Source organism: Exiguobacterium sp. ERU653 (assembly GCF_018617775.1).
Taxonomy (GTDB): domain Bacteria; phylum Bacillota; class Bacilli; order Exiguobacteriales; family Exiguobacteriaceae; genus Exiguobacterium; species Exiguobacterium marinum.
Genome location: NZ_JACSKV010000002.1, coordinates 201334 through 226586, shown reverse-complemented (window position 1 = coordinate 226586; position 25253 = coordinate 201334). Strand labels below are relative to the sequence as shown.

The window sequence follows — 25253 nt, the reverse complement described above, 5'->3', positions numbered from 1 at the left end:
GACACGATTACAGCTTCCAGTCCATGCGCAGAATGATTTTCAGTTGCTCGAAAGCATCTTGTCCAATTCCTTCTCGGATACGTTGCTCGAGTTGCGCTTTGAGCGCCTCGTTTTGTTCATAACAAGTATGGCCGAGCGCAGTCAGTTCGATGCATTTGTCTTTTCGACTCTGTGGATGGTCCGTTACGAGAACGAGTGCTTTTCCTTCAAGGTTCTTAATTAGTTTATGGATGGCTTGTCGAGAGATATGGACATTTCTTGTGACTTCGGCAATAGTCGTGTTCGATTGGTAAAGTGTTGCGAGAATATACCATTCAGAGTTTGAGATGAGGATGTCACTCTGTTCATTCCAAGATTGTTCACTCATCCGTCGAACTTGATTGTTTCGTTCTGTCAGCAAATCAAGCAGACGGGTTGACGTTAATGGAGTCAAATCAAGTCACTCCTCTTTCATTTTCGGCTTTTTGGACGTTCCTAACTATACAAAAGCAACTATACCCCGTCAACGTCAAACTAGAACAAAACGAGGCACATGGCCTCGTTTTAATTAACAGTCTTTATTTTTGAAGTCGATGACCATGCGTCCTTGAATTTTCCCTTGTTCCATCTCTTCAAAGATATCTTGCACTTCGTGAAGACAACGTTTGTGAACAACAGGCACAACGAGTCCTTCTGCTCCGAATTGGAAGGCTTCCTCTAAGTCTTTACGTGTCCCGACGAGAGATCCGACGACTTCGATTCCATCGAGAACGAGACGAGGAATATTCAAATCCATCGTTTCAGAAGGAAGACCGACTGCTACGACTTTCCCACAAGCGCGAACCGCATTGACAGCTGAGTTAAATGCGACTTTAGAGACAGCCGTGACGACTGCAGCGTGTGCACCACCGAACTTCTCTTGGACGATGTCTGCCGCATCTCCTTCGGTCGATGGATTGATTGTCAAATCAGCGCCACTCTCTTTAGCAAGTTCAAGCTTATCATCGTTCAAGTCGACGGCAATCACATGCGCATTGAATACATGCTTCGCATATTGAATTGCCAGGTTGCCCAGTCCCCCACAACCATAGATGATGACCGTCTCACCAGGTTTGACGTCTGCCACTTTGATGGCCTTATACGTCGTGACACCGGCACAAGTAATACTTGATGCCTGTGCAGGGTCTAATCCTTTAGGTACTTTGACGGCATAATCGGCGACGACGATACTTTGTTCGGCCATTCCGCCATCTACGCTATATCCGGCGTTTTGAACGTTTCGGCAGAACGTTTCCCGTCCCGTCGTACAATATTCACAGCGACCACACGCATGATACATCCAAGCGATACTGACACGGTCTCCGACTTTTAAACTCGTGACATCATCCGCAATTTGAGACACGACTCCAATTCCTTCATGACCGAGCACGCGACCTTGAACATCTCCAAAATCACCACCGGCGACGTGAAGGTCCGTGTGACATACCCCACAGTACTCGACATCGACGAGTGCTTCTCCTGCTTGTAATGGACGTATTTCCTTTTCAACGATTTCGATATTGGCTTTGCTTGCTGAATTGACAACGACTGCTTTCATGTCTCAACACACTCCTTGTGAAATGTTATAAAACCTAAGGAATTCTTTCTTCAATCACAACGTCAGGATATCACAAAATATGGAATGGAAGCGCTTTATTTTTATATAGCATTTGTCTGAAACATGAACTTTTTTCACATGAAGATTTGGGGGAATATAGATAGAAGTAGCAAATGGAAGGGGTATGGTTCAGGTGACAAGAACAAAATTATTTCACACATATAAATCAAAAATCTTGCAGCTATCTGATTTAGAGGAAGAGAAGTTAAAAAGTGAAGATTTTTTGTTAGACCGTGATGAAAAGAAACAACTCGATATCTATTACGCACCGTTTGAATATATCAATCCGGATGCTAAAGTCGTTATCGCCGGGATCACGCCAGGCTTGTATCAGATGCGTCAGTCGTTCGAGGCGATTCGCGATTTGAAAGGTGCTTCTGATGAAGAAACACTGCGAGCCGTCAAACAACGAGGAAGTTTCTCTGGTCCAATTCGTAAGAACTTGGTGACGATGCTGGACGATTTGGATTTACATCATCATTTGGGAATCGAATCATCCCTTGATTTATTTGGGTCGGCGAACCATCTCGTACAAAACACGGCGGTTCTCCCTTATCCCGTTTTCTATAAAGGTAAGAACTATAACGGGTCGAGCCCGGATATGATTCGGACTGAACTGTTTCGACCTTACGTGGAAGGTGTATTCGCTGAAGAGATGGCACAGCTGAAAGATGCCCTCATTCTACCGATGGGCGTGAACGTGAGACGAGCCGTGGAGCTGTTAGTGGAGCGCGGTCTCTTGGACCAGGAGCGGGTCGTGAGCGGGTTTCCGCACCCATCCGGCGGGAACGGTCATCGTCACCGCATCTTCGCCGAAAATCGAGACGCGATGAAACGACACATTGCTGAACATTTCAAACGACATCCACTCTGAACCGTATAACGAAAAAAAAGATTGAGCCTCCGTTGGCTCAATCTTTTTTAGTACTCTTCGTATTCACGCGGATCCTGGTCATCGATGCGACCATCTGGTTTCGTCAACGCATTAAGCGTCTCCATCTCTTCATCTGTCAATTCGAAGTTGAAGATATCGAGATTCTCTTTTTGGTGCAACTCGCTAGACGAGCGGGCGAGCGGGATGACCCCAAGTTGCATATGCCAACGCAAGATGACTTGAGACACACTCTTTCCTTTTTGTTTGGCGAGCTCGGTGATCTTTTCATCATGGATGACCGTACGGGCGCGACTGAGTGGGCTCCACGCTTCTGTGATGATGCCTCGCTCCTTGTCGGCTTGACGCTGTTCGACTTGAGAGAAGTACGGGTGTAGCTCGATTTGATTGATGACCGGTGTTTCTCCCGTCTCTTCAATCAAACGATCGAGATGTTCCGGCATAAAGTTCGAGACCCCAATGGAGCGAATCCATCCGTTTTTCTTTGCTTGAATCAAGGCACGCCATGCCTCGACGTATTTATCCTGCTTCGGATTTGGCCAATGCAAGAGGAACAAATCCCAATAGTCGAGATTTGCTCGGTAAAGGGACTCCCGAATCATCTCGAGTGCCTGGTCATAGTCATAATATTGCGCGCGCAATTTAGATGTTAAGAAAAGCTGTTCGCGCGGAATGCCGGATTGACGAACCGCTTCACCGACCGTGCCTTCATTGTCATAACGAATTGCCGAATCGATGAGTCGATATCCGTTTCGGATGGCACACGTAATGGCGTCAACCCCTGCCTCACCTTTCAAATAAACCGTCCCGAGTCCAATGGCTGGAATCTCATGGCCGTCATGTAACTTGATTGTTGGAATACCCATCAAATGCCTCCCCATTCAAAATCCGTTCTCTAGTCCCGTATTCCACTTTCCTCGGAAATGAAACGTTTGAATGTGAGATCAACGCCGAAATGCTTTGTAGAAACCTTCACCTAAATCAATGATACACACGATGATGATGGTGAGCAATACACTCCAGACGCCCCAGCGACTAATCGTTTCGATGTCGATATTGATTTGATCGGCAATCAACGAAATGGCATCGGATGAAATCAAATCAGGTTGCAGTAAAATGAGCGCCGTGACGACAATCCAGACGACATTGAAGAGGGCGTTCCACAAGGCGAGCGGCTTCGTCCAGTGTCGAACCATCCATTTATAAATAGCGATGGCGATTCCAAAGACGGCCAAGGCGATGACAAACGGGAGGAATCGATCCAAGACAGACGGATTCAACAACGGATAGGATTTACCATTCATGACGACTCGAATCATCTGCTCGGCGTTGACGTACAATACGACCATCAAAACGGTGGCGACAAAGTCAAACAAGATGGAACCAAAAGAAATCGAGGTCGAACGTGGTTTCACTTTCTTGAGTTGTTCAGGTTTCCAACTAGAGAAGGGGACTTCACCTTCAGGCACAGTGCGTTCGATGATGAAGAACGTAAGCGTAATCCAAAATAGCGTCTGGACGACGACGTTGAAGATGGCCGCCCCGACTTGAAGGAGTCCTTGAATCAAGAATGGAAGCCAAGACGTGTCGTCAATCGAGTTGTTCAGATAACCGATGACTGAGAGGATTGTGATGACCGTGACGGCAATCGGTAAGACGATCTTGATGACGTTCACGTATTGTGTGAAGAGGGCAGGGCCGATCAGGTGGAGCGGTCGGTTCGCATAACGAGCGGCGAGAATATGAGGGTCACCGAGTTGGCGCAACGCTTCAAACAAAGTCGCTTCAGACGGGTCATTTCCAGTCATGTCATCAATGGTCGACTCTAATTCGAGTGCGACATCTTGCCGCATCGACTCAGGAATTCGAGAGGTGACTTCATCAATATACACATCACGAAGATTCATGATCATTTCCTCCTTCAATCAAACGGGTCAATGTTTTCGACATGTTCATCCACTCCACGTACAACTCATTCAAAATATCCAATCCGTCCGGGCTGAGCACATAGTACTTTCGTGGTCGACTCTCCGTCGTGTCCCAGGAGCTCGTGACGAGTCCTTGTTTTTCAAGTCGACGCAAGAGGGGGTAGAGCGTACTCTGGTCAATGTTGATGTCGGCATCAAGTAGCGCTTGAACGAGAGAATAGCCGTATTGAGGTGTCTTCAACTGGCTGAGCACCGCAATCGTCAACGTGCCGCGTCGCAACTCTGTCACTAATGAGGCTTTTACATCGGACATTTTTTCGCCTCCTTCATTCGTTTATTTTTATACTGTATATCATACACTATAAGTTATCATACATCAATGTGAATAAAAGATGTTGAGTTATTTCCTTATTTTGGGATAATGAAAGGGAGGTGATGTGGATGAAGTGGTGGTGGATGATTGGCGGTATAATAATTGTCGTGTTGATGGAAGTGAACGTTCGAGTATATGGGGGAGCCGCAACATTCGGGGTACCGATTGGCTGGATCATCATGCTACTAGTCTTGGCACAGTTTCGAAAGCCGACATCGACTGCGTGGGCTGTGTCGTTTGGAGTGATCAGCGTAAGTATAGGAATCGTGTTATCCGTACCGAGTTATTCGGTAGCGGAAGCAGAAGAAACGTTGGGCAAAACGTACAATGACGTGACGTATATGGAAAACGTTCCGACGACCGGGGGAGAATGGAATCCATTTAAACCTCGAGTAGGATATCGGTTTAAAGCAGGAAGCGGAGAATCGATTTTATTCATCCCGGACTCGGGGAAAACGTTTGAACTGTAAAAAAAAGACTCGCCCTCTAAGATGAGAGCGAGTCTTTGTGTTAGTTGCGAATCATGTAGTCGAAGGCGCCGAGTGCGGCTGTCGCACCAGAACCCATCGAGATGATGATTTGTTTGTAGGCGCTGTTCGTGCAGTCTCCTGCCGCGAACACACCTGGGATGTTCGTCGCGCCATGACGGTCGACGACGATTTCCCCGAAGTTGTTGCGTTCGACCGAGTCGAGCCAGTCCGTGTTCGGGACGAGACCGATTTGGACGAAGACGCCTTCAAGTTCGACATGATGTGACTCGTTCGTCTCACGAGACACATACGAGATGCCGTTCACTTTGTCCGTACCCGTGATTTCTGTCGTCTGAGCGTTCGTGATGACAGTCACGTTCGGGAGGCTGTGGAGACGGTCTTGAAGCACTTGGTCGGCCTTGAGTTCAGGAGCGAACTCGAGGACCGTCACGTGCTTGACGATCCCGGCGAGGTCGATAGCCGCTTCAATCCCAGAGTTACCGCCACCGATGACCGCGACACGTTTCCCTTCGAAGAGAGGTCCGTCACAGTGCGGGCAGTAAGCGACCCCTTTGTTTTTGAACTCCGCCTCACCTGGGACGTTGACGTTACGCCAGCGTGCACCGGTTGAGAGGATGACGCTCTTACTCTTCAAGACAGCACCGTTCTCGAGTTCGATTTCGACGAGGTCATTTTTCTCAAGACGCTTCGCGCGTTGGAGGTTCATGACGTCGATGCCATACTCTTTGACGTGCTCTTCAAGACTTGCGACAAGCTTTGGACCTTCTGTATAAGCGGTACCGATGAAGTTCTCAATACCCATCGTGTCCATCACTTGGCCACCGAAGCGCTCTGCGATGATTCCTGTACGGATTCCTTTACGAGCCGCGTATACGGCAGCACTCGCACCCGCTGGACCGCCACCGACGACGAGGACGTCGTATGGGTCTTTGTCTGAGAATGCAGAGGCGTCAGGACCTGTACCGAGTTTCGCCAAGATCTCTTCGAGTGACATCCGACCGTTACCGAACGATTCGCCGTTCAAGAAGACCGTCGGGACAGCCATGATCTCTTTTGCTTCCACTTCATCCTTGAACGCGGCTCCATCGATCATCGTGTGGGTGATGTTCGGGTTGAGGACGCTCATGACGTTTAGCGCTTGCACGACGTCAGGACAGTTGTGGCAGCTGAGGCTGATATATGACTCGAAGTGATACGCGCCTTCGATGTTTTGGATTTGTTTGATCGTGTCCGCATCGACTTTCGGTGCGCGCCCGCTCACTTGGAGGAGGGCGAGGACGAGTGATGTGAACTCATGTCCGAGTGGAATCCCCGCAAAGACGATTCCTGTCTCTTCAGACGGACGATTCACGCTGAAGCTCGGTGTACGCTCGAGTGTCGCGCGTTCGACCGAGATGCGTGATGACATGCTGGCGAGTTCGTTGACGAGCTCGAGCATCTCGTTTGAGACGTTGTCTTCCCCAGCGCTCACACGGAGGACGACATCGCCCTCCATGAGCTGGAGATATTGGTCGAGCTGTTGTTTAATCGCTGCTTCTAACATGCAATCGCTCCTTACAATTTACCGACGAGGTCAAGGCTTGGGCGGAGTGTTTCAGAACCCTCTTCCCATTTCGCCGGGCAGACTTCGCCTGGGTTGTTGCGTACGTATTGTGCTGCTTTGACTTTGTTGACGAGCGTGCTCGCGTCACGGCCGATGCCGCCAGCGTTGATCTCGACAGTTTGGATGACACCGTCTGGGTCGATGATGAACGTACCACGGTCTGCGAGGCCGTCTTCTTCGTTCAAGACGTCAAAGTTGCGTGAGATGACGTGTGATGGGTCACCGATCATGATGTACTCGATTTTTCCGATTTTCTCAGATGTTTCGTGCCAAGCTTTATGTGTGAAGTGTGTGTCTGTTGAGACAGAGTATACTTCTACACCGAGGTTTTGAAGTGCAGCGTACTCATTTTGAAGATCTTCGAGTTCAGTTGGGCAGACGAATGTGAAGTCAGCTGGGTAGAAGCAGACAACGCTCCATTTGCCTTTGAGGTCATTCTCTGTAACTTCGAGGAATTCACCTGTTTGGAATGCTTGTGCTTTGAATGGTAGTACTTCTTTGCCGATTAATGACATGGGTTATGTCCTCCTTGTTTTTTTACTCTAGCGTTTCTATCTCGACTAGAATAATTATAATGTAATACTAACTTCATATAACGAGCTAGAATTGTCAAGGCGTTTGCATGCTTTGAAAGTATGAGGCTTACCAACAAATTATCTACATTTGGCTTAATGGAAGTAAAGAAAACGATTACATTCCGAATGGTATTTTTCTCTCAATTTTCTTATTTCGATAAATAAACATGTTGAATAGAGTTGCTAATATTTTGGAGAGGGTTCTACATTTTCTCGTCGGAAATTAGAGGATTATCAATTACATCAATAAAATAACCTTAATCACAAGTAGCGATTAAGGTTGAAGAATTTGCTGTATAATTTTTTCTCGATACAAAGCACGATCCTGACTTTTCCGTAGTCGAGCATGACAGTTAGGGCAAGTGGCAATCACTTGCTCGGGAAGAGCCAATCCTTCATCTGATTCTTTATATAGCGAGTAAAGTTCTAAATAAGGACCATTTTCAGTATCGAATGGTGCGCCTTGACCGCATGCTTCACAGTGATTATTTGCTCTTGCAAGTACATAATAATATAAGGCCGCTGTCTGTTCTCTCACTTGACGCTTTCGAATCGACATGCTTAATCCAGTCGCACGCTTCGGGTCACGATTGGCAATTTGTTCGAGTTCCTCAATTGACTTGTACCTCATAGTTGTTGCATATTCGTGAGATTCTTCCTGTACGACATGGAGAGGTTCGAAAGCAAAAACGATTACTTCTCGCTGATTTTGATGTTTGTCGATTCCAAATTGAATATCATAGCCAATCAAAACAAGTTGATCTACAAAGCGGTAATTTCCTTTTCCGAGAGATTCAAATAGATAAACATCTTCACCATTTTCGATGTGATGGAGAAGCGCCTTGTTACCGAAGGAGAAGGTTTGATTTCCTTCTTGTCCTTCTCCGCTATAATAGAACAACCCATCTTCTTCGCTCCAGCCATTCTTATAACCAAACTCTTGGTCCATCCCACTATCGAAAATAAAAATAAGTTTATGTTTGTTAGGTGTACTGATTCCTCGTTGACGACTCCCACCATATTGATCGTGGATAAAGGAACGCCTATACACTTTATTTTTTTCGAACAGCATAAAGCACCTCATTTCCAGGTTTTTCTTTAAATAGAGTGTAGCATGCTTTTTTATTAAAAACGAAAAGACAGAGGTCGCCCTCTGTCTTTCAATTATTCCGCCATCAACGCACACACCGCATTCGAATACGCTACCGGATCTTCAATCGGTAACCCTTCAATGAGGAGGGCTTGTTGATACAAGAGGTCTGTATACTGTTTCGCTTTCGATTCATCTTCTTTATACACACGTTGGAGTGTCTGGAAGATGGCGTGGTCGGCGTTCACTTCGAGCACTTTCTCCGCTTTCATGCCGCCACCGTTTGGCATCGCGTTCAAAATCTTTTCCATCTCGATCGAGACGTCACCCGCGACCGTCAAGCAGACCGGATGTGACTTGAGGCGTGTCGAGGCACGCACTTCTTTGACGCGGTCTCCGAGCTCTTCTTTCATGAATGCGAACAAGTCTTGGTTGTCTTCGTTAAGCGATTTCGCTTCCGCGTCATCGAGACCGAGGTCGCCACTCGCAATCGACTTGAACTCTTTGTTGTCATACGACTGAAGCATCTTGATAGCAAACTCGTCGATCTCTTCTGTGAAGTAGAGGATTTCATATCCTTCCTCTTTTAAGCGCTCTGCTTGTGGCAAGAGGTCGATGCGATGAATCGATTCGCCTGTCGCGTAATAGATATACTTCTGATCTTCTTTCATCCGCTCGACGTACTCTTTGAGCGAGACGAGTTTCTTCTCGTGAGAAGAATGGAAAAGAATCAAGTCTTTCAATTCTTCTTTGGCTGCGCCGAACTGGTCATACACGCCGAACTTCAATTGGCGACCGAACGACTCATAGAACTTCTCATAGTCCTCACGCTCGTTTTGAAGCATCTTCTCAAGCATGCCTTTGATTTTCGACTTCACGTTCTTCGCGATCACGCGAAGCTGGCGGTCCTGCTGTAACATTTCACGGGAAATGTTGAGTGAGAGGTCTTCTGAGTCGACCATTCCTTTGACGAAGCCGAAGTAGTCAGGCAAGAGGTCGGGTGACTTCTCCATGATCAACACGCCGTTCGAGTAGAGCTCGAGTCCTTTCTCGAACTCTTTCGTGTAATAGTCGAACGGGACCGTCGACGGGATATAGAGGATTGATTGATAACGAATCGTGCCGTCGACGTTCAAGTGGAGGTGCTTGAGCGGCTCATCAAAGCCGTAGCGCTTCTCATGATAGAACGCCTTGTAATCCTCATCGGTCAACTCGCTCTTACGCTTCCGCCAAATCGGTACCATGCTGTTGACGGTCTCTTCTTCCTTATAGTCCTCGTACTCTTCTGAGTCCTCTTTTTGACGATGTTTCGTCACATCGAGTTTGATTGGGTAACGGATGAAGTCCGAATGTTTCTTGATGAGCGAACGGATCTCATACTCTTCAAGGAATGACGAGTACGCGTCATCTTCAGTGTCTGCTTTCAAGTGGAGCGTGATTTCTGTACCGATGTCCGCCTTGTCTGTCGACTCGATTGAATAGCCGTCTGTGCCTTCTGACTCCCATACGTAGCCTTGATCACTGTCAATCGAGCGAGTCCGTACGGTCACACGGTCAGCGACCATGAACGCAGAATAGAATCCGACTCCGAACTGGCCGATCAGGCTATGGTCTTCTTCCATCTTCGTCGCTTGCTTCATGGCGAGTGAGCCACTCTTGGCGATAATTCCAAGATTCGATTCGAGCTCTTCTTCTGTCATCCCAATCCCTGTATCACGAATCGTGATCGTCCGCGCCTCTTTGTCGAGTTCGATTTTGACGAAGTAATCGTCTTTGTTGAACTCGATGCTCTCATCGGAGAGGGCGCGATAATACATCTTGTCGATGGCGTCGCTCGCGTTCGAGATGAGCTCGCGCAAGAAAATGTCCTTATGTGTATAAATTGAGTGGACCATCAACTCTAAAATTCGTTTCGATTCGGTTTGAAACTGTTTCTTTGTCATGATCGTTCTCCTTTTGATGTCTGTATTTTGGCACTCTATAATTAAGAGTGCTAACACTCTTAATTATCCTAATTTTTAGGAAGATGTCAACCGAGATTGAAGAAAAGATTGACGAGGACGTAGGTTTCGCATATAGTTGAGTACATGCGATGAGCTGGTCTATGTAAGACGGCGGACATTCCCTTGAGGAGCACGTTGTGGAGCGTGGTCCGTCGCGGTAGACTTTCGAGAGCACCTCTAGTGAGAGGTGCTCATTTTTTATGTATACAATTAGCCTCCCTTCAAGCGAAGGGAGGCTTTTCTCATGCCCGAATGGATGCGAGTAACATCTCTTTCAACGCACGCAATTGAACGGCCGGCTCGATATCGTCTTCTAAATAACTGATATGTGACTTCAACATGATGTTGTTTCCGAACGTCCCGAACGTATTGATGATTGTGACGACGGTCACCTTCACATCGATATCCGAGCGGAATGATCCGTCTCGTTTCCCGTCTTCAATCAAGGGTTCGAGCGTCTGCATGATTTGTCGCTGCACGTCAATATAAGTCTCGATCCCAGGAAGGGGCGTGGCGACGAACGATGCATAGCTTTCAAACGCCTCTCGGAAACGGGCGTGGTTCGACCGCTCCAACTGCATCTCGAAAAAGTGGTTCAAGATGGCTTCAAGCCTTTCATAGGCGTTTCCCTTCTCATGCATGAATTGTTCAAATCGCTCGAGTGTCGGTTGTAGATTCTTGACTGCCGCTGCGACGATCAATTGGTCTTTCTTCGGGAAGTAGCGAAATAGCGTCGCCACCCCAATTCCTGCCGCATCCGCGATATCCTGCATTTGAACTTTCTCAAAGCCGTTCTCTAAAAATAAGCGCTCTGCCTCTTTGATAATCAGTTGAATCCGTTCTTCTTTGTTTTGTTGTCGTTTACTCAATTCCATCACCTCATTGTCTTTCCTTAGTATATCGTCTTCGAGCAGTTTCGTTGAGATTAATGTCACATCCAATTATGATTATGATAGTTAGACTATCATAATTTAAAGAATGGAGCTGGGACAATGCGTTTACAGGGGAAAGTAGCGGTCATCACAGGGGCAGGAAGCGGTATGGGAGAGTCGACGGCACGTCTATTCGCCAAAGAAGGAGCGACGGTCGTCGCGACAGATATCAATGAACAAGGTGTAAACAGCGTGGTCGAATCGATTCGTGCACAAGGCGGTGAAGCCATCGCGGTGAAGCATGACGTGACATCGCGTTCGAGCTGGGAAGACGTATTCGCAGAAGTGGAAGCGACGTGTGGCAAATTAGATATCCTCGTCAATAATGCCGGAATCGCACTCGCGAAACCGTTCTTGGAACAGACAGAAGAGGACTGGGCACGGACGTATCGGATCAATATCGATGGCGTCATGTTAGGGACACAATATGCGATTCCGCTCATGACCGAGAATGAGGGAGGATCAATCGTCAACATCTCCTCGATCTCTGCATTAACCGGTATGGCGGGTGCCGGGGCATACACGGCCTCAAAAGGTGCTGTCCGTTCTCTTACGAAAGCAGCAGCAGTCGATTACGGGAAACAAAACATTCGCGTCAACTCGGTACACCCAGGGTATATCGTGACGCCGATGAGTGCGCCACATATGGAGCACCCGGACTATAAACAGCACTTCCTGAATCAAATCGCATTGCCAAATCTCGGACAAGCGGATGAAGTGGCGGCAGCCGTTCTATTCCTCGCGTCAGACGAGGCGAATCATATTAGCGGGATTGAACTTCCGGTAGACGGTGGCGTGACAGCGAAATAAAAAATAAGCCTAGACGCGCGTCTAGGCTTATTTTAGTACCATTCTTTTGGTTCGTAATTCAATTCGCGGAACAATTGCTCCCGTTCTTTTTTCGAAAGGTCGCGCCATTGTCCGGGTGGGAGCTTCCCGAGCGTGATGTTCATGACACGCACACGTTGGAGGCGGAACACTTCATAGCCGAGCGCCTCACACATCCGACGGATCTGACGGTTGAGTCCTTGGGTGAGGGTGATGTTGAAGTCAAACTTCGAGAGCGGACGGACTTTACACGGAAGCGTCTTCTGTCCGAGGATTTTGACGCCGGCTTCCATCTGTTCGACGAACTCTGGTGTGATCGGCTTATCGACCGAGACGATGTATTCTTTCTCATGCTCGCCTTCTGCACGGAGAATCTCGTTGACGATATCGCCGTCGTTTGTCATGAGGATAAGACCTTCCGAGTCTTTATCGAGACGACCGATATTGAAGATGCGGAGCGGGTGGTTGACCATGTCGACCAAGTTCCCTTTTACTTTCTTCTCTGTCGTACTCGTGATCCCGACCGGCTTATGGACGGCGATGTAGACGTTGTTTCGTGCGACACGTGCGGCCGAACCGTTGACGAGGACTTCATCGCCCGGTTTGACCTGGTCGCCGATTTTTGCTTTTTTCCCGTTGATGGTGACGCGTCCCTCTTCGACGAGACGGTCGGCTTGGCGACGGGACGCCTTGCCTGATTCACTAATGAATTTATTGATGCGCATGTATACACGTCCTTTATTTGGCTTCGTCCTCTCACTATAACGCATTTTATAAACTCTCGAAAGCGGGAAACGAACGGGAGAGGAGGGATGACATGGAGGCAGTACGACTGTTACAAGACGCGATTCGATTTCAAGCAACGCTATGTGATACATCATTCGGAAAAGAATTAATTTCGGAGGCGTCGCCTGTCCTTTGGTACGGTCGACCTGGTCTGAATCAATGGCTGACCATCGGGACGAATCCGTCCCGCGGCGAGTTTTTACATCGTGACGGGACGCCGAGAATGGGGCAAGCCCAAAAGTTCTATTGGCGGGACACACTCTCGTTTGAAGATTACCTCGGAAATGAAGAGGCGCTGAAACAAACGCTCGAACGGACATCGGTCTATTTCGAGTCGGGTCGCGCAACGACGAGCTGGTTCGGGAAACCAGGTGGCGCCAAACTCGAGGCGCTCCTCAACGGGATGGGGCGGTCGTTTTATGACGACCCTAACGCTGTCATCCACGTCGATTTTTTTAAATTTGCGACGTATGAACAGATGGGGAAGATGAGGACGGGGCGCGACTGGATGGAGCATCCGACCTCAATCGAATTGTTGGAGCGGACGATTGCGTATATTAAACCGAGCCGTATCATCGTGCTCGGGCGAGACAACTGTCGTGCCTTGAACGAGTTTTCAACAATAGGAAGTCTGTCTACGTATCCTGCCGTCACTTATGAAATCGGACGTCATGAATCAGGTATCCCGATGATTGGCCTCCATATGAAGCCGTCAGAAGTGTTCGTCGGGCTCGGGAATGGGTATGACTCAAACGGGCTACATTACGGGTCATACGCCAAGCGCGAGCATCTTTTAAAAATCGGTCAAGCGATTGAAACGATTACGGACGAGTGGTTGGTGGATGGACGCGCGTGATGCTTCCCCAAAAGTTGAATTCGTTGAAGTCGATATAGCGCACGTCTTTCGACCGGTTGTCGAGCACGGCCAACAAGACGACGTCGGGAAATCCCCGTTTTTCAAACTGTAAATAGCCGACCCCCGTGACGGAATGATTCTTATAGAAGCCGTTCGCCATATTTAATACGAACGGTCGACCCGCTTTCAGTTCCCGCTCGAACGTCGACCACTTCCATAGATAGCGGGAACTGCCTCGACCGTCATACCCGTATCGTTTCCATAATTTCGTGATGATGGTGGCGATTTGAGTCGGTGGCGTCCCTTTCTCATCTTTGAAATGGTGCCTGAAGGCAATCTCGCGCATATCCTCCTGAATCTGCGTTACATCGTCTGGGATATTAGTGAATCCGTGATTTCGATAAAAGCGGAAGATGGCGGTGATCGATGTCAACGTACAGTTGTTCTTTCCGTTCTCGAATTGTCGTTGGAGCAAGACGGGCACGCCTTCGATCTGTACAGAGCGCTTTAATGTCCAGCGTCCATGGTAACGATCGTTCACATAAGCTTCCGGGTCGATGATACCGGCATAACCGTTGTTTGCGACCTCGAGTTGTCCTGCGAATGGGTGCTCCATCTAGATTTCCCTCCTTTTCTTTTAGTATACAAAGGACGCCCCATCTCATAAAAGAGAAAGGGCGTCGTTTTCGTTAAAACACAAGATGTGCAATTCCGACGATGATTGGAAGTGTGATGAATGTACGTAACAAGAAAATCAACACGAGATCGAAGAACGAGATTGGGAGTTTCGAACCAAGCAACAAGCCCCCGACTTCAGACATATAGATGAGCTGGGTGACGGACAACGTGGCGATGACGAAACGCGTCATTTCACTCTCGATTTCACTTCCGAGTACGGCCGGCAAGAACATGTCCGCAAAACCGACGACCATCGTCTGTGCGGCCGCTGCCGCTTCCGGCACTTGTAGGAACATTAAAATCGGCTCGAACGGCTTTCCGATGATTGTGAAGAACGGTGTATATTCGGCGATGACGACAGCGATTGTCCCGACAGCCATGACGACCGGAAGGACACCAATCCACATATCGAGTACGTTTTTAAAACCATCTTTTAATGTTTCCAAGAAACTCTTACTTGATTGTGACTTCTTCAAAGCTTGGGTCAGCGCCCATTTACCGAGCGACATGTTCGCCGGAACATCTTCTTCCGGTTGAAGCTCGATTTCCTCATAAGCAGTATCCGCTTTTTTAGATAACGGATAAATTCGCGGCATGATGAGGGCTGCGATTAGACCTGATAAAATGATGGCACCGTAGTACGGCAGGAAGTATTGATCGAGTCTCATATACTGCAGGACGACGATTGTGAAAGTGATGGAGACGACAGAGAATGTCGTTGCAATAATGGATGCCTCTCGTTTCGTATAATAACCTTCTTCATACTGTTTTGTCGTAAGTAGAATTCCAATCGTTGCATCTCCGACCCATGACGCGAGCGAGTCGAGGGAAGCGCGTCCTGGCAGACGGAACAACGGACGCATGATTTTCATCAGGAATGTGCCGACGAACTCGAGAAGTCCGAAGTTCAATAGGAGCGGTAACAACATACCCGCAAAAAAGAATGTCGCAAACAAGATTGGAATCAAATCAAAGAGTAGCAAGCCACCCGTAAATTCCGACGTAATCATCTCTGGTCCGACCGCGAGTAGCGTCATGACACCGGCGATGAAACCGATGATGCGCATGACGAACCAAAACGGTGTCACGCTAAACAGTGCGTTGATTGATGGTCGTTCCACTATAAAGGCAGGACGTGCCGTAAATAATAACAACGAGCCAAGGATTGAAATTCCCATCATGATGACGGCGAGTGCCGGTACGATGGCGCCAATCCAATCAATCAATAGATTGGATAAGAAGGCGATTGGAATCGTGAAACCTTCCTCAGATGAGATTGGTACGATAAAAAACATAATGCCGATGAGCGATGGAATCAAAAACTTAAAAAAGTCTCGACTCGAAAATTTCTTTCCGTCTGGTGTTGATGAACCATTCATGATGCATTCCTCATTTCCCCGAAATGTTTTTGCTGTCTATCTATCCCCATTACACATCCAGCCACGATTAAAACCTCTTTCTTTATCAGTATAAAAAATATGACTAGGTACTATCAACCAAATGCGTGAATTTTCTAAAAATATTGGATGTTGACTAGGCAAAACATTCGTATTCTATAGAGCCATTTAGTATGATGACGGCGAGTCCAACAAATTCAAGATATTTAGAAACTTCATTATAGAGATAGGAGAATGCATGATGAGATTGAGTGTGTTAGATCAGGCGCCGGTCACGTCGGGTCATACGGGAGAACATGCGCTGAAAAGTGCGGTCGAGCTTGCACAAGTCGCAGAAGAGTTAGGATATTACCGCATGTGGATGGCGGAGCACCATGGAGGCATGTCGTTCGCTAGTTCGGCTCCTGAGGTCATCACAGCCTATCTGGCAGCCAAAACAAAAAAGATTCGTCTCGGTTCAGGTGGCATCATGATGATGCACTATTCGCCACTCAAGATGGCGGAGGTGTTCAAGACGCTCAGTGCACTTGCGCCTGAGCGAATCGACTTTGGTGTCGGACGTGCACCTGGAGGTGACTCGAACGCGATCTATGCGATGTCACAGGGACAAAAGCCGATGATGGATGGGCTTTATGAAAAATTAGATACGACGCTTCAATTGATTAAAGACGAGGCACCTGAAGAACGTTGGTATAAGAATACGCCGGCTGCGCCGACAGGCATCACCCTTCCAGAGGCATGGTTACTCGGTTCGAGTGGGAACAGTGCCATTCAAGCTGGACGGATGGGGCTTGGCTATTCGTTCGCTCAATTTTTCAATGGCCAATTGAGCGCCGAGACGCTCGATACGTATCGTCATCACTTCACACCGTCTGACTTTATGGAAAAACCGGATATCAGTGTCACGTATTTGGTGACGACGGCGGAAACGGAAGAAGAGGCTGAGTATTTGGCTCGACCTTCTGATTTGTCGCGTCTCTTCTTGATGCGAGGGCAGTTGCGACAGCTATTGAGTCCAGAGGCGGCCCATGACTATCCGCTCACGGAAGTCGATAAAATTCATATCGCCAACAACCGGGCGATTCACCTCGTGGGGACGCCGAAACAAATCGCGGAACAGTTGCGTGATGAGTCGGAACGTTACGGCTTCGATGAAGCGATGATCTGTAGTATTCAGCATAAGCAAGAGGACCGATTAAACGTCTATCGCCTATTGGCAAACGAATTACTTTAATCCGACAGACACCTTCTCAAGACAGGGAAGGTGTTTTTTGTACGGACGAAAAACGTTTTCCCATTTTTTCAAAGGTTTTCTCCATACTTAGCACGAAACCAACTACACTATAAGAAAAAGGAACGGGTGGAGGGATACGATGCAACGGATGAAAGGGGACCCACATTATCTGTTCGAGTTGTTCACACGTTTGTATCGAATGGTATTTCTAATGGAAGTGTCAGATGAGGGCTATCGTTACGTTCACGTGAGCAATCAGGCAAAACTTGCTTCTTCACTCCCGGATGATGTGGAAGGGCATTATTTACATGAAATGTATCAATCAGAGGTGGCCAATGAGCTGATTGAGCATTATGATTCGGTCGTTGAGACAGGCGACCCGGTCTATTTCATGTCGAAGATGAATATCGAATCCAATACGGCCCGATTTGCGTCGTCTATGCTTGTACCAATCGAGGATGAGGCGGAGACGGTTCGTTATATACTTAGCTTGACGACCGATTTATCGGAAGAGGCGGAAATTAAACTACTTCGAAGTATCGAGCACATGGACTATTTGACGGGAATGCCGAATTTGATGAAAGTGAAATTGGAGCTCGATCAATTGTTCGAGCAACAGAGTTCAGAAGAAACGAGCGTCATACGTCTGCACATCAATCGTTTCAAGATGATGATGTCACTTCAAGGGGTAGAACGATCGAATCAGTTGATTAAAAATATCACACGTCAATTGGCGAACACACTTCCAAAAGGGTCCATCATCGGTCGGGTGGACAGCGAGGACTTCATCGCGGTTCTGCCATATGTGCCGATTAAAATCGCTTATATGTATGCTGAACATTTGCTTGATGTGATTGCGAGTCATTCCTACCAAGTTGCGGAGGCAGAATTCCCATTATCGAGTTGTATCGGAATCGGAGCGGGGACGACAGACGCCGACCGTATCATTATGAACGCTTCGACTGCTTTACTCGAGGCGCGGCAGACCGGGAGTCAGACGATTCGTTTATATGAGCACGATGAGTACGTACAACGCTATATCGATGAAATCATGATTGAGACGGAACTCGTGAAAGCACTCAAACAAGACGAACTGTACATGGTGTATCAGCCGAAAGTATCGATGGATGGAGCAATTCATTTTGAGGCGCTCATTCGTTGGGAAAGTCCGGTGCTCGGTATTGTTTCTCCTGAAATGTTCATACGGGTTGCGGAGCAGTCGCTACTGATTGAGGACGTGACACAGTTTGTACTGAATCGGGTGTGCCAAGAGGTGTCAACACATCCCGAGCAATTTGAAGGGCGCCGTGTGGCCGTGAACGTGTCGCCGAACTTGTTTCATGAGAACCATATGAATGAACTCGTTTCCATCATTTCATCGTACGGTCTTCAACCTGAACAGTTTGAGTTTGAAGTGACAGAGCACACGTTAATGCATGAACCAGTCGCTACGATCAAAATAGTCGAATCGTTAAAACAGCAAGGCTTTCGACTGATGATTGATGATTTCGGAGTCAGTTACTCCTCTTTAAATTATTTGAAGCTATTCGAAATTGATGGAATCAAGATTGATCGATCGTTCGTTGCTCAACTCGATCAAGAGAGTGGACTAAAAGAATATGAAATCGTCAAACTGATTGTGTCGCTGGCAAAAAAATTAGACCTAGAGGTGACGGCAGAAGGGGTCGAGACGGAAGAACAATATCGTATTTTACGTCAACTCGGCTGTGATGAGATTCAAGGTTATTTCTTTAGTCGCCCGATGCCGCTCGGAGACTTGGATGAAGCGCTCGATATCTTATATTCCCATCAAGCGATGTTGTCGAAAATCGAACAGCCGTCACAGTTACTTCAACCTTCTCTAGACGACCGTGAAATAAAACGCTTAAAAGCGATTCTGAGATTGGAGATTTTAAATACACCTCAAGAGGAACGTTATGACCGAATCTCACGTTTGGCCGCACAAACTTTACAGATGCCGGTCGCCTTCATCTCCATCATGACGACGGATCAACAGTGGCTCAAATCATGTGTCGGGATTGAACTCGAATCTGCGCATCTTAAACGGGAATGGACGTTATGCAATCGGGTTATCACATCCGAGCGTCCGGTCGTCATTGAAGATGTCGTGTCAGAAGCGATTGAGAGCGATAGTCCTTGGCTCGAGCGTATTGGGTTTTATGCAGGTGTACCACTTCGTACAAAACAAGGTCATGTCATCGGTACGCTTTGTGTAGTCGACGAGCAGGCGAGAACGTTCACGGAAGCAAATCTACAAACACTTGAATCGTTTGCGCATTGGGTCATGACAGAAATTGAGCATACAGAAGTTTTAAGGCGACAAATCAATCGTCAGCAAGTTGTAGAAGCATTGTATGAAGCGACGGCATTACGCCTGCCATTTCAAGACCAATTGGAGCGGGTTCAAGAAATTCTATTGGAATGGGTCGGTTATTCACACGCGGTCATCTTCTCGATTGAGACTTTCAACCGACTCTTGGTAGAGAATGGGGTATCCCGTTTGACGTGGGGAGAAGAAGAACTTCAATCCCTCCATCAACTGACGACAGTCGGTTCACAAACGCTACAAGAAGGCGAACTTATTGTAGACGGCATTGAATTCACCACGCTCATCAGTTTTCCTCTGACACATAATCATCAAGTGTTTGGCTGGATTGTTTTATTGGCGGAGCAAGGGAATTTAAATGATCAACTCGACGAGAATACCCTTCAGGAATTGACCGACACGATACGATTGCTCGCGAGGTGGATGGAGAGCGGGATTCGAAAAGAACGGAAACAACGCGAGATGGTTCATATCGCGAAACAGGATCAATTGACGAAACTATGTAACCGTCACACCCTCACGACTGATTTATACAAGCAATTGCAACGCTCGCAACCAATCACATTACTATTAATTGATTTAGACGATTTTAAACGAATCAATGATCAATTCGGTCATTTGATTGGGGATGAAATGTTAATTGAGATGGCTCAACGATTAAATGAGTTTGTACAGCGTGTTGGTGGTCAGGTGTATCGATTTTCTGATAATGCATTCATTGTGATTCAGGATGGCTCTCCCCGCAGGTTAAAAGATATAAATAAAGTCATTTCCCGGGGAATAACTGCGTCGAATGGAGAAGTGATTCATCTTACGGCGAGTGTCGGGGTCACTATGGTGCAAAGTAATGACACGATCGACGCTATTCTTCATCAAGTCGATTTGGCCATGCACATTGCAAAAAACAATGGAGGCAATCAATGGTTCCGGTACGATGTATATTCAGATGGTGAGGAACTTTAACTGATTTAGTAGAAGAGGAGTTTATTTGTTCATGCAAACTTTGATCAAGCACTCGGAACGTTTTTGGTACATGACACCTGTCGACCGTACAGACCGACCGATTCTCGGTGCCGTTGTCGGCGATACGCATACGCTGCTCATTGACGCTGGTAATTCTGTGTCGCACGCGTCATTCTTTTTAGAACAGCTAGAAAAACAAGTCCTCCGTGCGCCTTCGATGGTCGCATTGACACATTGGCATTGGGACCACATCTTTGGTTTACCGGTCCTAGAAGGGGTGGTATCGATTGCAAGTGAGGCGACAAAACAAGGTATGGAGAAGCTCGTCCCGTACGATTGGGACGATGCGTCTCTTGATGAACGGGTGGCGCAAGGGATTGAAATCGCATTTTGTGCGGAGGCGATCCGAGAAGAATATGGGGACGCCCGCGACATCGAAATCGTGTTGCCGACGCTGACGTTTCAAGAATCGCTGACGCTCGACCTCGGTGGGGTTCACGTTGTGTTGAAACATGTCGGGGGAGACCATGCAAAAGACGCTGTCATTCTATATTTTGTAGAAGAGAAAATCTTATTTTTGGGAGACGCGTTATACGCAAATCTATACGCTCCGACATGGCGGATGACACCGGAAGAGACACTTCGATTGTTGGATGTGTTGGAGACATTCGATGCCCAACAAATCGTTTGGTCACATGGTGAGATGGTGAGTCGTGAAGCGTTCGCAGAAGATTGCCTCGCATTAAGACGAATCGCCACCATATCAAATGATTTCCCAGGAAATATCGATGGAATCACTCGGTCATACGCTTCACTCGTCAATCGTGAAATCAACGAAGAAGAGAAAGAATTGATTACGTTTTTTGTGAACGGGACGATGGGAAGATGACACATATCACAAGAATTCACGAGGAGGACGAGACGTTCCAACAGTTTTTGACCACTCAATTGCGTGAGTATAACAACGTTCATTCGATTCATCATCGTGATATCCGCGAAGCGAACGTGCCGCTCATTCAGTTAAAAATCGAACAAGAAGGACAGGTGATCGCCGGATTGTATGGGAGTGTGTATTGGGGATGGTTCGATTTGGATCGCCTGTGGGTCGATGCAGACTTTCATGGTCAAGGCATCGGTAGTCAAATACTTGTAGAAGGGGAGGCGTTAGCGAAGTCGCTCGGTGCGACGCGTGTGAAGTTGACGACGTTCTCGTTTCAAGCAAAAACGTTTTATGAACGATTCGGTTATACGGTCGCGGGTGTGCTACCGGACTATCCACCTGGATCGGACTACTACATGATGATGAAAGAACTATAAAAGGCGACACGAGGTCGCCTTTATTAATATACTTTATCCCCATTGAAGATTGAGTTTTTCACCATGACATAGTCTACTGTGCGCAATGCCTCGAGACTGTCACCACCCGCGTAAGAAATCGCCGATTGGAGGTCTTGCTCCATCTCGGTCAATGTATCTTGTAGTGCCCCTTTGTGTTCGACAAACATCTTTTTCCCCTCGACGTTTTTCCGCTCACCTTTTTGAAACTCGGAAGCCGAACCGAAATACTCTTTCAATTGTTTCCCGTCTTGCTCGAACGTTTCCCCCGGTGATTCATCGTGTCCGGCAAATAACGAGCCAATCATGACCATCGAAGCCCCGAAGCGAATCGATTTGGCGATGTCACCATGTGTCCGGATCCCTCCATCCGCGATAATCGGTTTTGTCGCCGCCTTGGCACACCATCGCAGTGCAGCCAATTGCCAACCCCCTGTACCAAACCCAGTCTTGATTTTCGTGATACATACTTTACCGGGTCCGATTCCGACCTTCGTCGCATCCGCTCCGGCGTGTTCTAATTCGCGAACAGCCTCTGGCGTCCCGACGTTCCCGGCGATGACGAATGAGCCGGGAAGATGGTGTTTGATGTGTTGAATCATTCGAATGACCGCATTTGAGTGTCCGTGTGCGATATCGATCGTAATGAATTCTGGCGTATGACCGGTCGATTTAAGCATCTCGATAAAGGCATACTCTTCTTTCTTCACCCCGACACTGATGGATGCATACAATCCACGCTCATGCATATCTTGGATAAACGCAAGACGCGTCTCTGGATTGAAGCGATGCATAATGTAAAAGTAACCGTTCTTGGCCAGCATCAGTGCTACTTTTTCATCGATAATCGTCTGCATGTTAGCCGGAACGACCGGTAAACGGAAAGTAAAGCCACCAAGCTCGACGGTCGAGTTACATTCTGAACGACTGTCGACAATACATTTTGCAGGAATCAATTGAATATCTTCGTAATCAAATACTTTATCCATATGTCACACCCCTATTCACGAACATTAACGTCTTAAATAACAAAAAACTTCGCCCATTCGGTAATATAACGTGAATAGAACACAAAGTCAAAGGATATCTAAATAAATTAACTTAAATATGAATATAATTCGATAAAATACATTTAATCGTTCGGTTTTTGATGTTTCACGTGAAAAAAGGACCACTCATTCGTGGTCCTTTGCGAGTACATATTGGTTTCGTCCGCCAGCTTTCGCTTCGTAGAGAGCAAGGTCGGCGCGTTTTAATAACTGTTTGGTCGACAAGCCTTTCACATAACGAGCGCCCCCGACACTTGAAGTCGTGATGAATGTATGATGGTCAATTTCCCATGGACGTTGCAATGCCTGGATGACTTTCTCTGCGACACGATGTAGAGAACAGAGGTCGTTGAAGCGAATGAGCACGGCGAATTCATCACCTCCGAGTCTAGCGATCATATCTTGTTTTCGAAGCACGGATGTCAATCGACGTGCGAGTTGGCGCAAGAGCTCATCACCCACATCATGACCGAACGTATCGTTTATTTGTTTGAAGCGGTCAACGTCAAGTGCGAGGACGGCCAATTCGCCCTGTTCGAACTCGGTTCGATCAATCTCTTCTTCGAGATAGGCGAGGAAGAAGCGGCGGTTCGGCAAATCCGTCAACGTGTCGTGATACGCCAAATGTTTCAATTGTTTCTCGAGTGCTTTTCGCTGCATGATTTCACGGCTGACCGTCAAGTAGTGAAGGAGACGTCCAGATTCATCATAGATGGCCTGTATTTTCGTTTCGAGCCATATCCAGCGCTGATCGGCGTGAAAATGACGGAACTCAAGTGTCAACGAGATGTCCTGTTGCTGCCTTTCTTTCAATTGCTCCCTGACGATATGGATGTCGTCAGGATGGATATAGTCGAGCGTATTCTTCCCTTCGTAATACCCGGCCGCAAAGCCGAGCACGGTACGGTGGGAAGGGGATGCATAACGAACGGTACCGTCCCGTTCTAACATACAAACGAGATCACTCATGTTTTCTGTGATCAATCGATATTGTAACTCGCTTTGTCTCAAGGCTTGTTCCATTTCACGTTTTTCTGTGACATCACGTAAAATCGTTAGGACGGCCGTTTCGCCCTCGTAGTCGATGAGGAGACTACTGATATCCATCTGGAGCTTGTCTCCACTCGGCGTCACGATGGCCATTTCCGTATCCTTCACAGGGCCTCCAAGTTCAAGGGATGCGAGTCGTTTACGGGTGGATAGATGATGCTCTTCTGCGATGAATGAAAAAATCGATTCACTCTCGAGGTAAGTTTCACCAATTGTGGCGAGCGCCATCGCGTTCGCGTATATAATTTTCCCGTCTTGATGGACGATGATGCCTTCTGGAATCGTCTCGATCAGTTGACGATAGCGGCGTTCACTTTCGACCGTAGCACGTTCGGCGTTCTTCTCGGGCGTCAAGTCGATGATGATTGCAAATAGGCCGGTAATGTTACCACCGACCTCGATTGGAATGTTGAGGACTGACAAGTCGAGTCGTTCACCGGATTGATGTTCAGCATAAACGGAATATTTGTGTGGAATCCCAGAAAGCGTGAATTGTAATCCTTTCCGTACACGAGACCGTTCACTCTCGGGAAGCCAATGCAAGAACGGATGGTGAAGCATGTCCTGTTCCGCATAACCCGTGATGGCCGTGACGGCCGGATTGACTGATTTAATGTTTAGATGATGATCGAGCACAAAGATGCCGTGGGGAGAATACCGTCGCAGCGACTCATGATGATCTTTCAGGATTGAGAGTTCGAGCTCACGACGTTTTCGTTCTGTCACTTCACGAACGACGGAGACGATATGTGTGCAGATTCCCTCATCATCAAAAATCGGAGTTACTTCTGACTCGAAGTAATGAAGTGGAAGCGTCAACACATCATTCGCCTCTACGGTATCCGTATAAAATGAGTCAGCAAGAAGATAGTCTTCATAGACGACACTCTTTTTTGTTCGGATTGCTTCATCGTAATACTGTGAGATGAGAGCGGCCGTCTCAGTCGGAACGAGTTCATCAATCTTCTTCCCGATATCCTCATCCGACCAGTTGATTGCACGTTTTCCGGGTTCGTTCACGAAGACGTATCGATAAGCTGAACCATCAACTTCCATAAAGAATACATAGTCTGAAATTTTATCGAACGTCCGTAGTAAAATCGATGCGTTGGATTGAAGTGTATGGTCAGCTTTCATCTCGTCTCCCTCATTTCGTTCATTCTATTTTTTACACGTCATTTTTATTTTAACGTATCCACCACAGAAA

Annotated in this window: 23 protein-coding genes; 8 read left to right on the top strand and 15 right to left on the bottom strand. The window is 47.4% G+C overall.

Annotation, left to right across the window (positions count from 1 at the left end):
• Window positions 1-7 precede the first annotated feature (7 nt).
• Window positions 8-433 (bottom strand): MarR family winged helix-turn-helix transcriptional regulator, encoded by a 426-nt coding sequence (locus KNO95_RS11120; protein WP_214879025.1) that lies wholly within the window; start codon window positions 431-433, stop codon window positions 8-10.
• A gap of 114 nt (window positions 434-547) precedes the next feature.
• Window positions 548-1576 (bottom strand): alcohol dehydrogenase AdhP, encoded by a 1029-nt coding sequence (gene adhP, locus KNO95_RS11115; protein WP_026824686.1) that lies wholly within the window; start codon window positions 1574-1576, stop codon window positions 548-550.
• A gap of 193 nt (window positions 1577-1769) precedes the next feature.
• Here adhP and KNO95_RS11110 point away from each other — a divergent pair, with 193 nt between their 5' ends.
• Window positions 1770-2510 carry a hypothetical protein gene (locus tag KNO95_RS11110; protein WP_353047596.1) on the top strand — a complete coding sequence of 247 codons (741 nt, stop codon included), beginning with the start codon at window positions 1770-1772 and terminating at the stop codon, window positions 2508-2510.
• A gap of 47 nt (window positions 2511-2557) precedes the next feature.
• Here the strand turns inward: KNO95_RS11110 and KNO95_RS11105 are convergent, their stop codons facing one another.
• The 3 genes from KNO95_RS11105 to KNO95_RS11095 form a co-directional block, all read right to left on the bottom strand.
• Window positions 2558-3394: an aldo/keto reductase gene (locus KNO95_RS11105; protein WP_214879023.1), complete on the bottom strand. Its 837-nt coding sequence runs from the start codon at window positions 3392-3394 to the stop codon at window positions 2558-2560.
• 78 nt (window positions 3395-3472) lie between these two features.
• Window positions 3473-4435 (bottom strand): HAAS signaling domain-containing protein, encoded by a 963-nt coding sequence (locus KNO95_RS11100; RefSeq protein ID WP_214879021.1) that lies wholly within the window; start codon window positions 4433-4435, stop codon window positions 3473-3475.
• Entirely contained in the window at window positions 4422-4769 is a 348-nt protein-coding gene (locus KNO95_RS11095; protein ID WP_026824682.1) for a PadR family transcriptional regulator, read from the bottom strand. The genes KNO95_RS11100 and KNO95_RS11095 overlap by 14 nt, the downstream gene beginning before the upstream one ends.
• 128 nt (window positions 4770-4897) lie before the next feature.
• Here KNO95_RS11095 and KNO95_RS11090 point away from each other — a divergent pair, with 128 nt between their 5' ends.
• On the top strand, window positions 4898-5299 hold the full coding sequence (locus KNO95_RS11090) for a hypothetical protein (RefSeq protein WP_214879019.1): 402 nt from the start codon (window positions 4898-4900) through the stop codon (window positions 5297-5299).
• A gap of 40 nt (window positions 5300-5339) precedes the next feature.
• On the opposite strand, the gene ahpF is transcribed toward KNO95_RS11090, so the two are convergent.
• The 5 genes from ahpF to KNO95_RS11065 all read right to left on the bottom strand — a co-directional run bounded on the left by ahpF (window position 5340) and on the right by KNO95_RS11065 (window position 11466).
• Window positions 5340-6863, bottom strand: a complete 1524-nt coding sequence (gene ahpF, locus KNO95_RS11085; protein ID WP_214879017.1) for an alkyl hydroperoxide reductase subunit F — start codon at window positions 6861-6863, stop codon at window positions 5340-5342.
• Between the two features lie 11 nt (window positions 6864-6874).
• Complete coding sequence (gene ahpC, locus KNO95_RS11080; RefSeq protein WP_214700819.1) at window positions 6875-7438, bottom strand: alkyl hydroperoxide reductase subunit C; 564 nt, start codon at window positions 7436-7438, stop codon at window positions 6875-6877.
• 334 nt (window positions 7439-7772) lie between these two features.
• The gene (locus KNO95_RS11075; RefSeq protein WP_214879015.1) at window positions 7773-8570 is read right to left on the bottom strand and encodes an SRA domain-containing endonuclease; all 798 of its coding nucleotides are present in this window, start codon (window positions 8568-8570) and stop codon (window positions 7773-7775) included.
• A gap of 92 nt (window positions 8571-8662) precedes the next feature.
• Window positions 8663-10531: a molecular chaperone HtpG gene (gene htpG / locus KNO95_RS11070; protein ID WP_214879013.1), complete on the bottom strand. Its 1869-nt coding sequence runs from the start codon at window positions 10529-10531 to the stop codon at window positions 8663-8665.
• 302 nt (window positions 10532-10833) lie between these two features.
• Window positions 10834-11466: a TetR/AcrR family transcriptional regulator gene (locus KNO95_RS11065; protein ID WP_251125165.1), complete on the bottom strand. Its 633-nt coding sequence runs from the start codon at window positions 11464-11466 to the stop codon at window positions 10834-10836.
• A 117-nt stretch (window positions 11467-11583) separates the two neighbouring features.
• Here KNO95_RS11065 and KNO95_RS11060 point away from each other — a divergent pair, with 117 nt between their 5' ends.
• Window positions 11584-12333 (top strand): SDR family NAD(P)-dependent oxidoreductase, encoded by a 750-nt coding sequence (locus KNO95_RS11060; RefSeq protein WP_026824673.1) that lies wholly within the window; start codon window positions 11584-11586, stop codon window positions 12331-12333.
• 32 nt (window positions 12334-12365) lie between these two features.
• On the opposite strand, the gene rluF is transcribed toward KNO95_RS11060, so the two are convergent.
• Complete coding sequence (gene rluF, locus KNO95_RS11055) at window positions 12366-13076, bottom strand: 23S rRNA pseudouridine(2604) synthase RluF (RefSeq protein WP_026824672.1); 711 nt, start codon at window positions 13074-13076, stop codon at window positions 12366-12368.
• A gap of 92 nt (window positions 13077-13168) precedes the next feature.
• Between rluF and KNO95_RS11050 the strand changes: the two genes are divergently transcribed.
• Window positions 13169-13993, top strand: coding sequence for a hypothetical protein (locus KNO95_RS11050; RefSeq protein ID WP_214703573.1), 825 nt, complete (start codon window positions 13169-13171; stop codon window positions 13991-13993).
• On the opposite strand, the gene KNO95_RS11045 is transcribed toward KNO95_RS11050, so the two are convergent.
• Together KNO95_RS11045 and KNO95_RS11040 are read right to left on the bottom strand one after the other, a co-directional pair.
• Window positions 13959-14609 carry a C39 family peptidase gene (locus KNO95_RS11045; protein WP_214700825.1) on the bottom strand — a complete coding sequence of 217 codons (651 nt, stop codon included), beginning with the start codon at window positions 14607-14609 and terminating at the stop codon, window positions 13959-13961. The two genes, KNO95_RS11050 and KNO95_RS11045, sit on opposite strands and share 35 nt — an antisense overlap.
• A gap of 73 nt (window positions 14610-14682) precedes the next feature.
• Window positions 14683-16050: a YjiH family protein gene (locus KNO95_RS11040; protein WP_214703574.1), complete on the bottom strand. Its 1368-nt coding sequence runs from the start codon at window positions 16048-16050 to the stop codon at window positions 14683-14685.
• Between the two features lie 259 nt (window positions 16051-16309).
• Between KNO95_RS11040 and KNO95_RS11035 the strand changes: the two genes are divergently transcribed.
• The 4 genes from KNO95_RS11035 to KNO95_RS11020 all read left to right on the top strand — a co-directional run bounded on the left by KNO95_RS11035 (window position 16310) and on the right by KNO95_RS11020 (window position 21929).
• Window positions 16310-17302, top strand: a complete 993-nt coding sequence (locus KNO95_RS11035) for an LLM class flavin-dependent oxidoreductase (RefSeq protein WP_214703575.1) — start codon at window positions 16310-16312, stop codon at window positions 17300-17302.
• A 139-nt stretch (window positions 17303-17441) separates the two neighbouring features.
• The gene (locus tag KNO95_RS11030; RefSeq protein WP_214879011.1) at window positions 17442-20612 is read left to right on the top strand and encodes an EAL domain-containing protein; all 3171 of its coding nucleotides are present in this window, start codon (window positions 17442-17444) and stop codon (window positions 20610-20612) included.
• Window positions 20613-20643: 31 nt separating this feature from the next.
• Window positions 20644-21501, top strand: a complete 858-nt coding sequence (locus KNO95_RS11025) for an MBL fold metallo-hydrolase (protein WP_214879009.1) — start codon at window positions 20644-20646, stop codon at window positions 21499-21501.
• Window positions 21498-21929, top strand: coding sequence for a GNAT family N-acetyltransferase (locus KNO95_RS11020; RefSeq protein WP_214703578.1), 432 nt, complete (start codon window positions 21498-21500; stop codon window positions 21927-21929). The genes KNO95_RS11025 and KNO95_RS11020 overlap by 4 nt, the downstream gene beginning before the upstream one ends.
• 23 nt (window positions 21930-21952) lie before the next feature.
• On the opposite strand, the gene guaC is transcribed toward KNO95_RS11020, so the two are convergent.
• Window positions 21953-22936: a GMP reductase gene (gene guaC, locus KNO95_RS11015; protein WP_214703579.1), complete on the bottom strand. Its 984-nt coding sequence runs from the start codon at window positions 22934-22936 to the stop codon at window positions 21953-21955.
• Window positions 22937-23122: 186 nt separating this feature from the next.
• Window positions 23123-25183: a PAS domain S-box protein gene (locus KNO95_RS11010; protein WP_214879007.1), complete on the bottom strand. Its 2061-nt coding sequence runs from the start codon at window positions 25181-25183 to the stop codon at window positions 23123-23125.
• Window positions 25184-25253 lie beyond the last annotated feature (70 nt).

What these genes read in the sequence shown, in the direction of transcription:
- adhP (WP_026824686.1), bottom strand. Translation starts at nt 1,576, where the DNA reads ATGAAAGCAGTCGTTGTCAATTCAGCAAGCAAAGCCAATATCGAAATC.
- KNO95_RS11105 (WP_214879023.1), bottom strand. Translation starts at nt 3,394, where the DNA reads ATGGGTATTCCAACAATCAAGTTACATGACGGCCATGAGATTCCAGCC.
- KNO95_RS11100 (WP_214879021.1), bottom strand. Translation starts at nt 4,435, where the DNA reads ATGAATCTTCGTGATGTGTATATTGATGAAGTCACCTCTCGAATTCCT.
- KNO95_RS11095 (WP_026824682.1), bottom strand. Translation starts at nt 4,769, where the DNA reads ATGTCCGATGTAAAAGCCTCATTAGTGACAGAGTTGCGACGCGGCACG.
- KNO95_RS11090 (WP_214879019.1), top strand. Translation starts at nt 4,898, where the DNA reads ATGAAGTGGTGGTGGATGATTGGCGGTATAATAATTGTCGTGTTGATG.
- ahpF (WP_214879017.1), bottom strand. Translation starts at nt 6,863, where the DNA reads ATGTTAGAAGCAGCGATTAAACAACAGCTCGACCAATATCTCCAGCTC.
- ahpC (WP_214700819.1), bottom strand. Translation starts at nt 7,438, where the DNA reads ATGTCATTAATCGGCAAAGAAGTACTACCATTCAAAGCACAAGCATTC.
- KNO95_RS11075 (WP_214879015.1), bottom strand. Translation starts at nt 8,570, where the DNA reads ATGCTGTTCGAAAAAAATAAAGTGTATAGGCGTTCCTTTATCCACGAT.
- htpG (WP_214879013.1), bottom strand. Translation starts at nt 10,531, where the DNA reads ATGACAAAGAAACAGTTTCAAACCGAATCGAAACGAATTTTAGAGTTG.
- KNO95_RS11065 (WP_251125165.1), bottom strand. Translation starts at nt 11,466, where the DNA reads ATGGAATTGAGTAAACGACAACAAAACAAAGAAGAACGGATTCAACTG.
- KNO95_RS11060 (WP_026824673.1), top strand. Translation starts at nt 11,584, where the DNA reads ATGCGTTTACAGGGGAAAGTAGCGGTCATCACAGGGGCAGGAAGCGGT.
- rluF (WP_026824672.1), bottom strand. Translation starts at nt 13,076, where the DNA reads ATGCGCATCAATAAATTCATTAGTGAATCAGGCAAGGCGTCCCGTCGC.
- KNO95_RS11050 (WP_214703573.1), top strand. Translation starts at nt 13,169, where the DNA reads ATGGAGGCAGTACGACTGTTACAAGACGCGATTCGATTTCAAGCAACG.
- KNO95_RS11045 (WP_214700825.1), bottom strand. Translation starts at nt 14,609, where the DNA reads ATGGAGCACCCATTCGCAGGACAACTCGAGGTCGCAAACAACGGTTAT.
- KNO95_RS11040 (WP_214703574.1), bottom strand. Translation starts at nt 16,050, where the DNA reads ATGAATGGTTCATCAACACCAGACGGAAAGAAATTTTCGAGTCGAGAC.
- KNO95_RS11035 (WP_214703575.1), top strand. Translation starts at nt 16,310, where the DNA reads ATGAGATTGAGTGTGTTAGATCAGGCGCCGGTCACGTCGGGTCATACG.
- KNO95_RS11030 (WP_214879011.1), top strand. Translation starts at nt 17,442, where the DNA reads ATGCAACGGATGAAAGGGGACCCACATTATCTGTTCGAGTTGTTCACA.
- KNO95_RS11025 (WP_214879009.1), top strand. Translation starts at nt 20,644, where the DNA reads ATGCAAACTTTGATCAAGCACTCGGAACGTTTTTGGTACATGACACCT.
- KNO95_RS11020 (WP_214703578.1), top strand. Translation starts at nt 21,498, where the DNA reads ATGACACATATCACAAGAATTCACGAGGAGGACGAGACGTTCCAACAG.
- guaC (WP_214703579.1), bottom strand. Translation starts at nt 22,936, where the DNA reads ATGGATAAAGTATTTGATTACGAAGATATTCAATTGATTCCTGCAAAA.
- KNO95_RS11010 (WP_214879007.1), bottom strand. Translation starts at nt 25,183, where the DNA reads ATGAAAGCTGACCATACACTTCAATCCAACGCATCGATTTTACTACGG.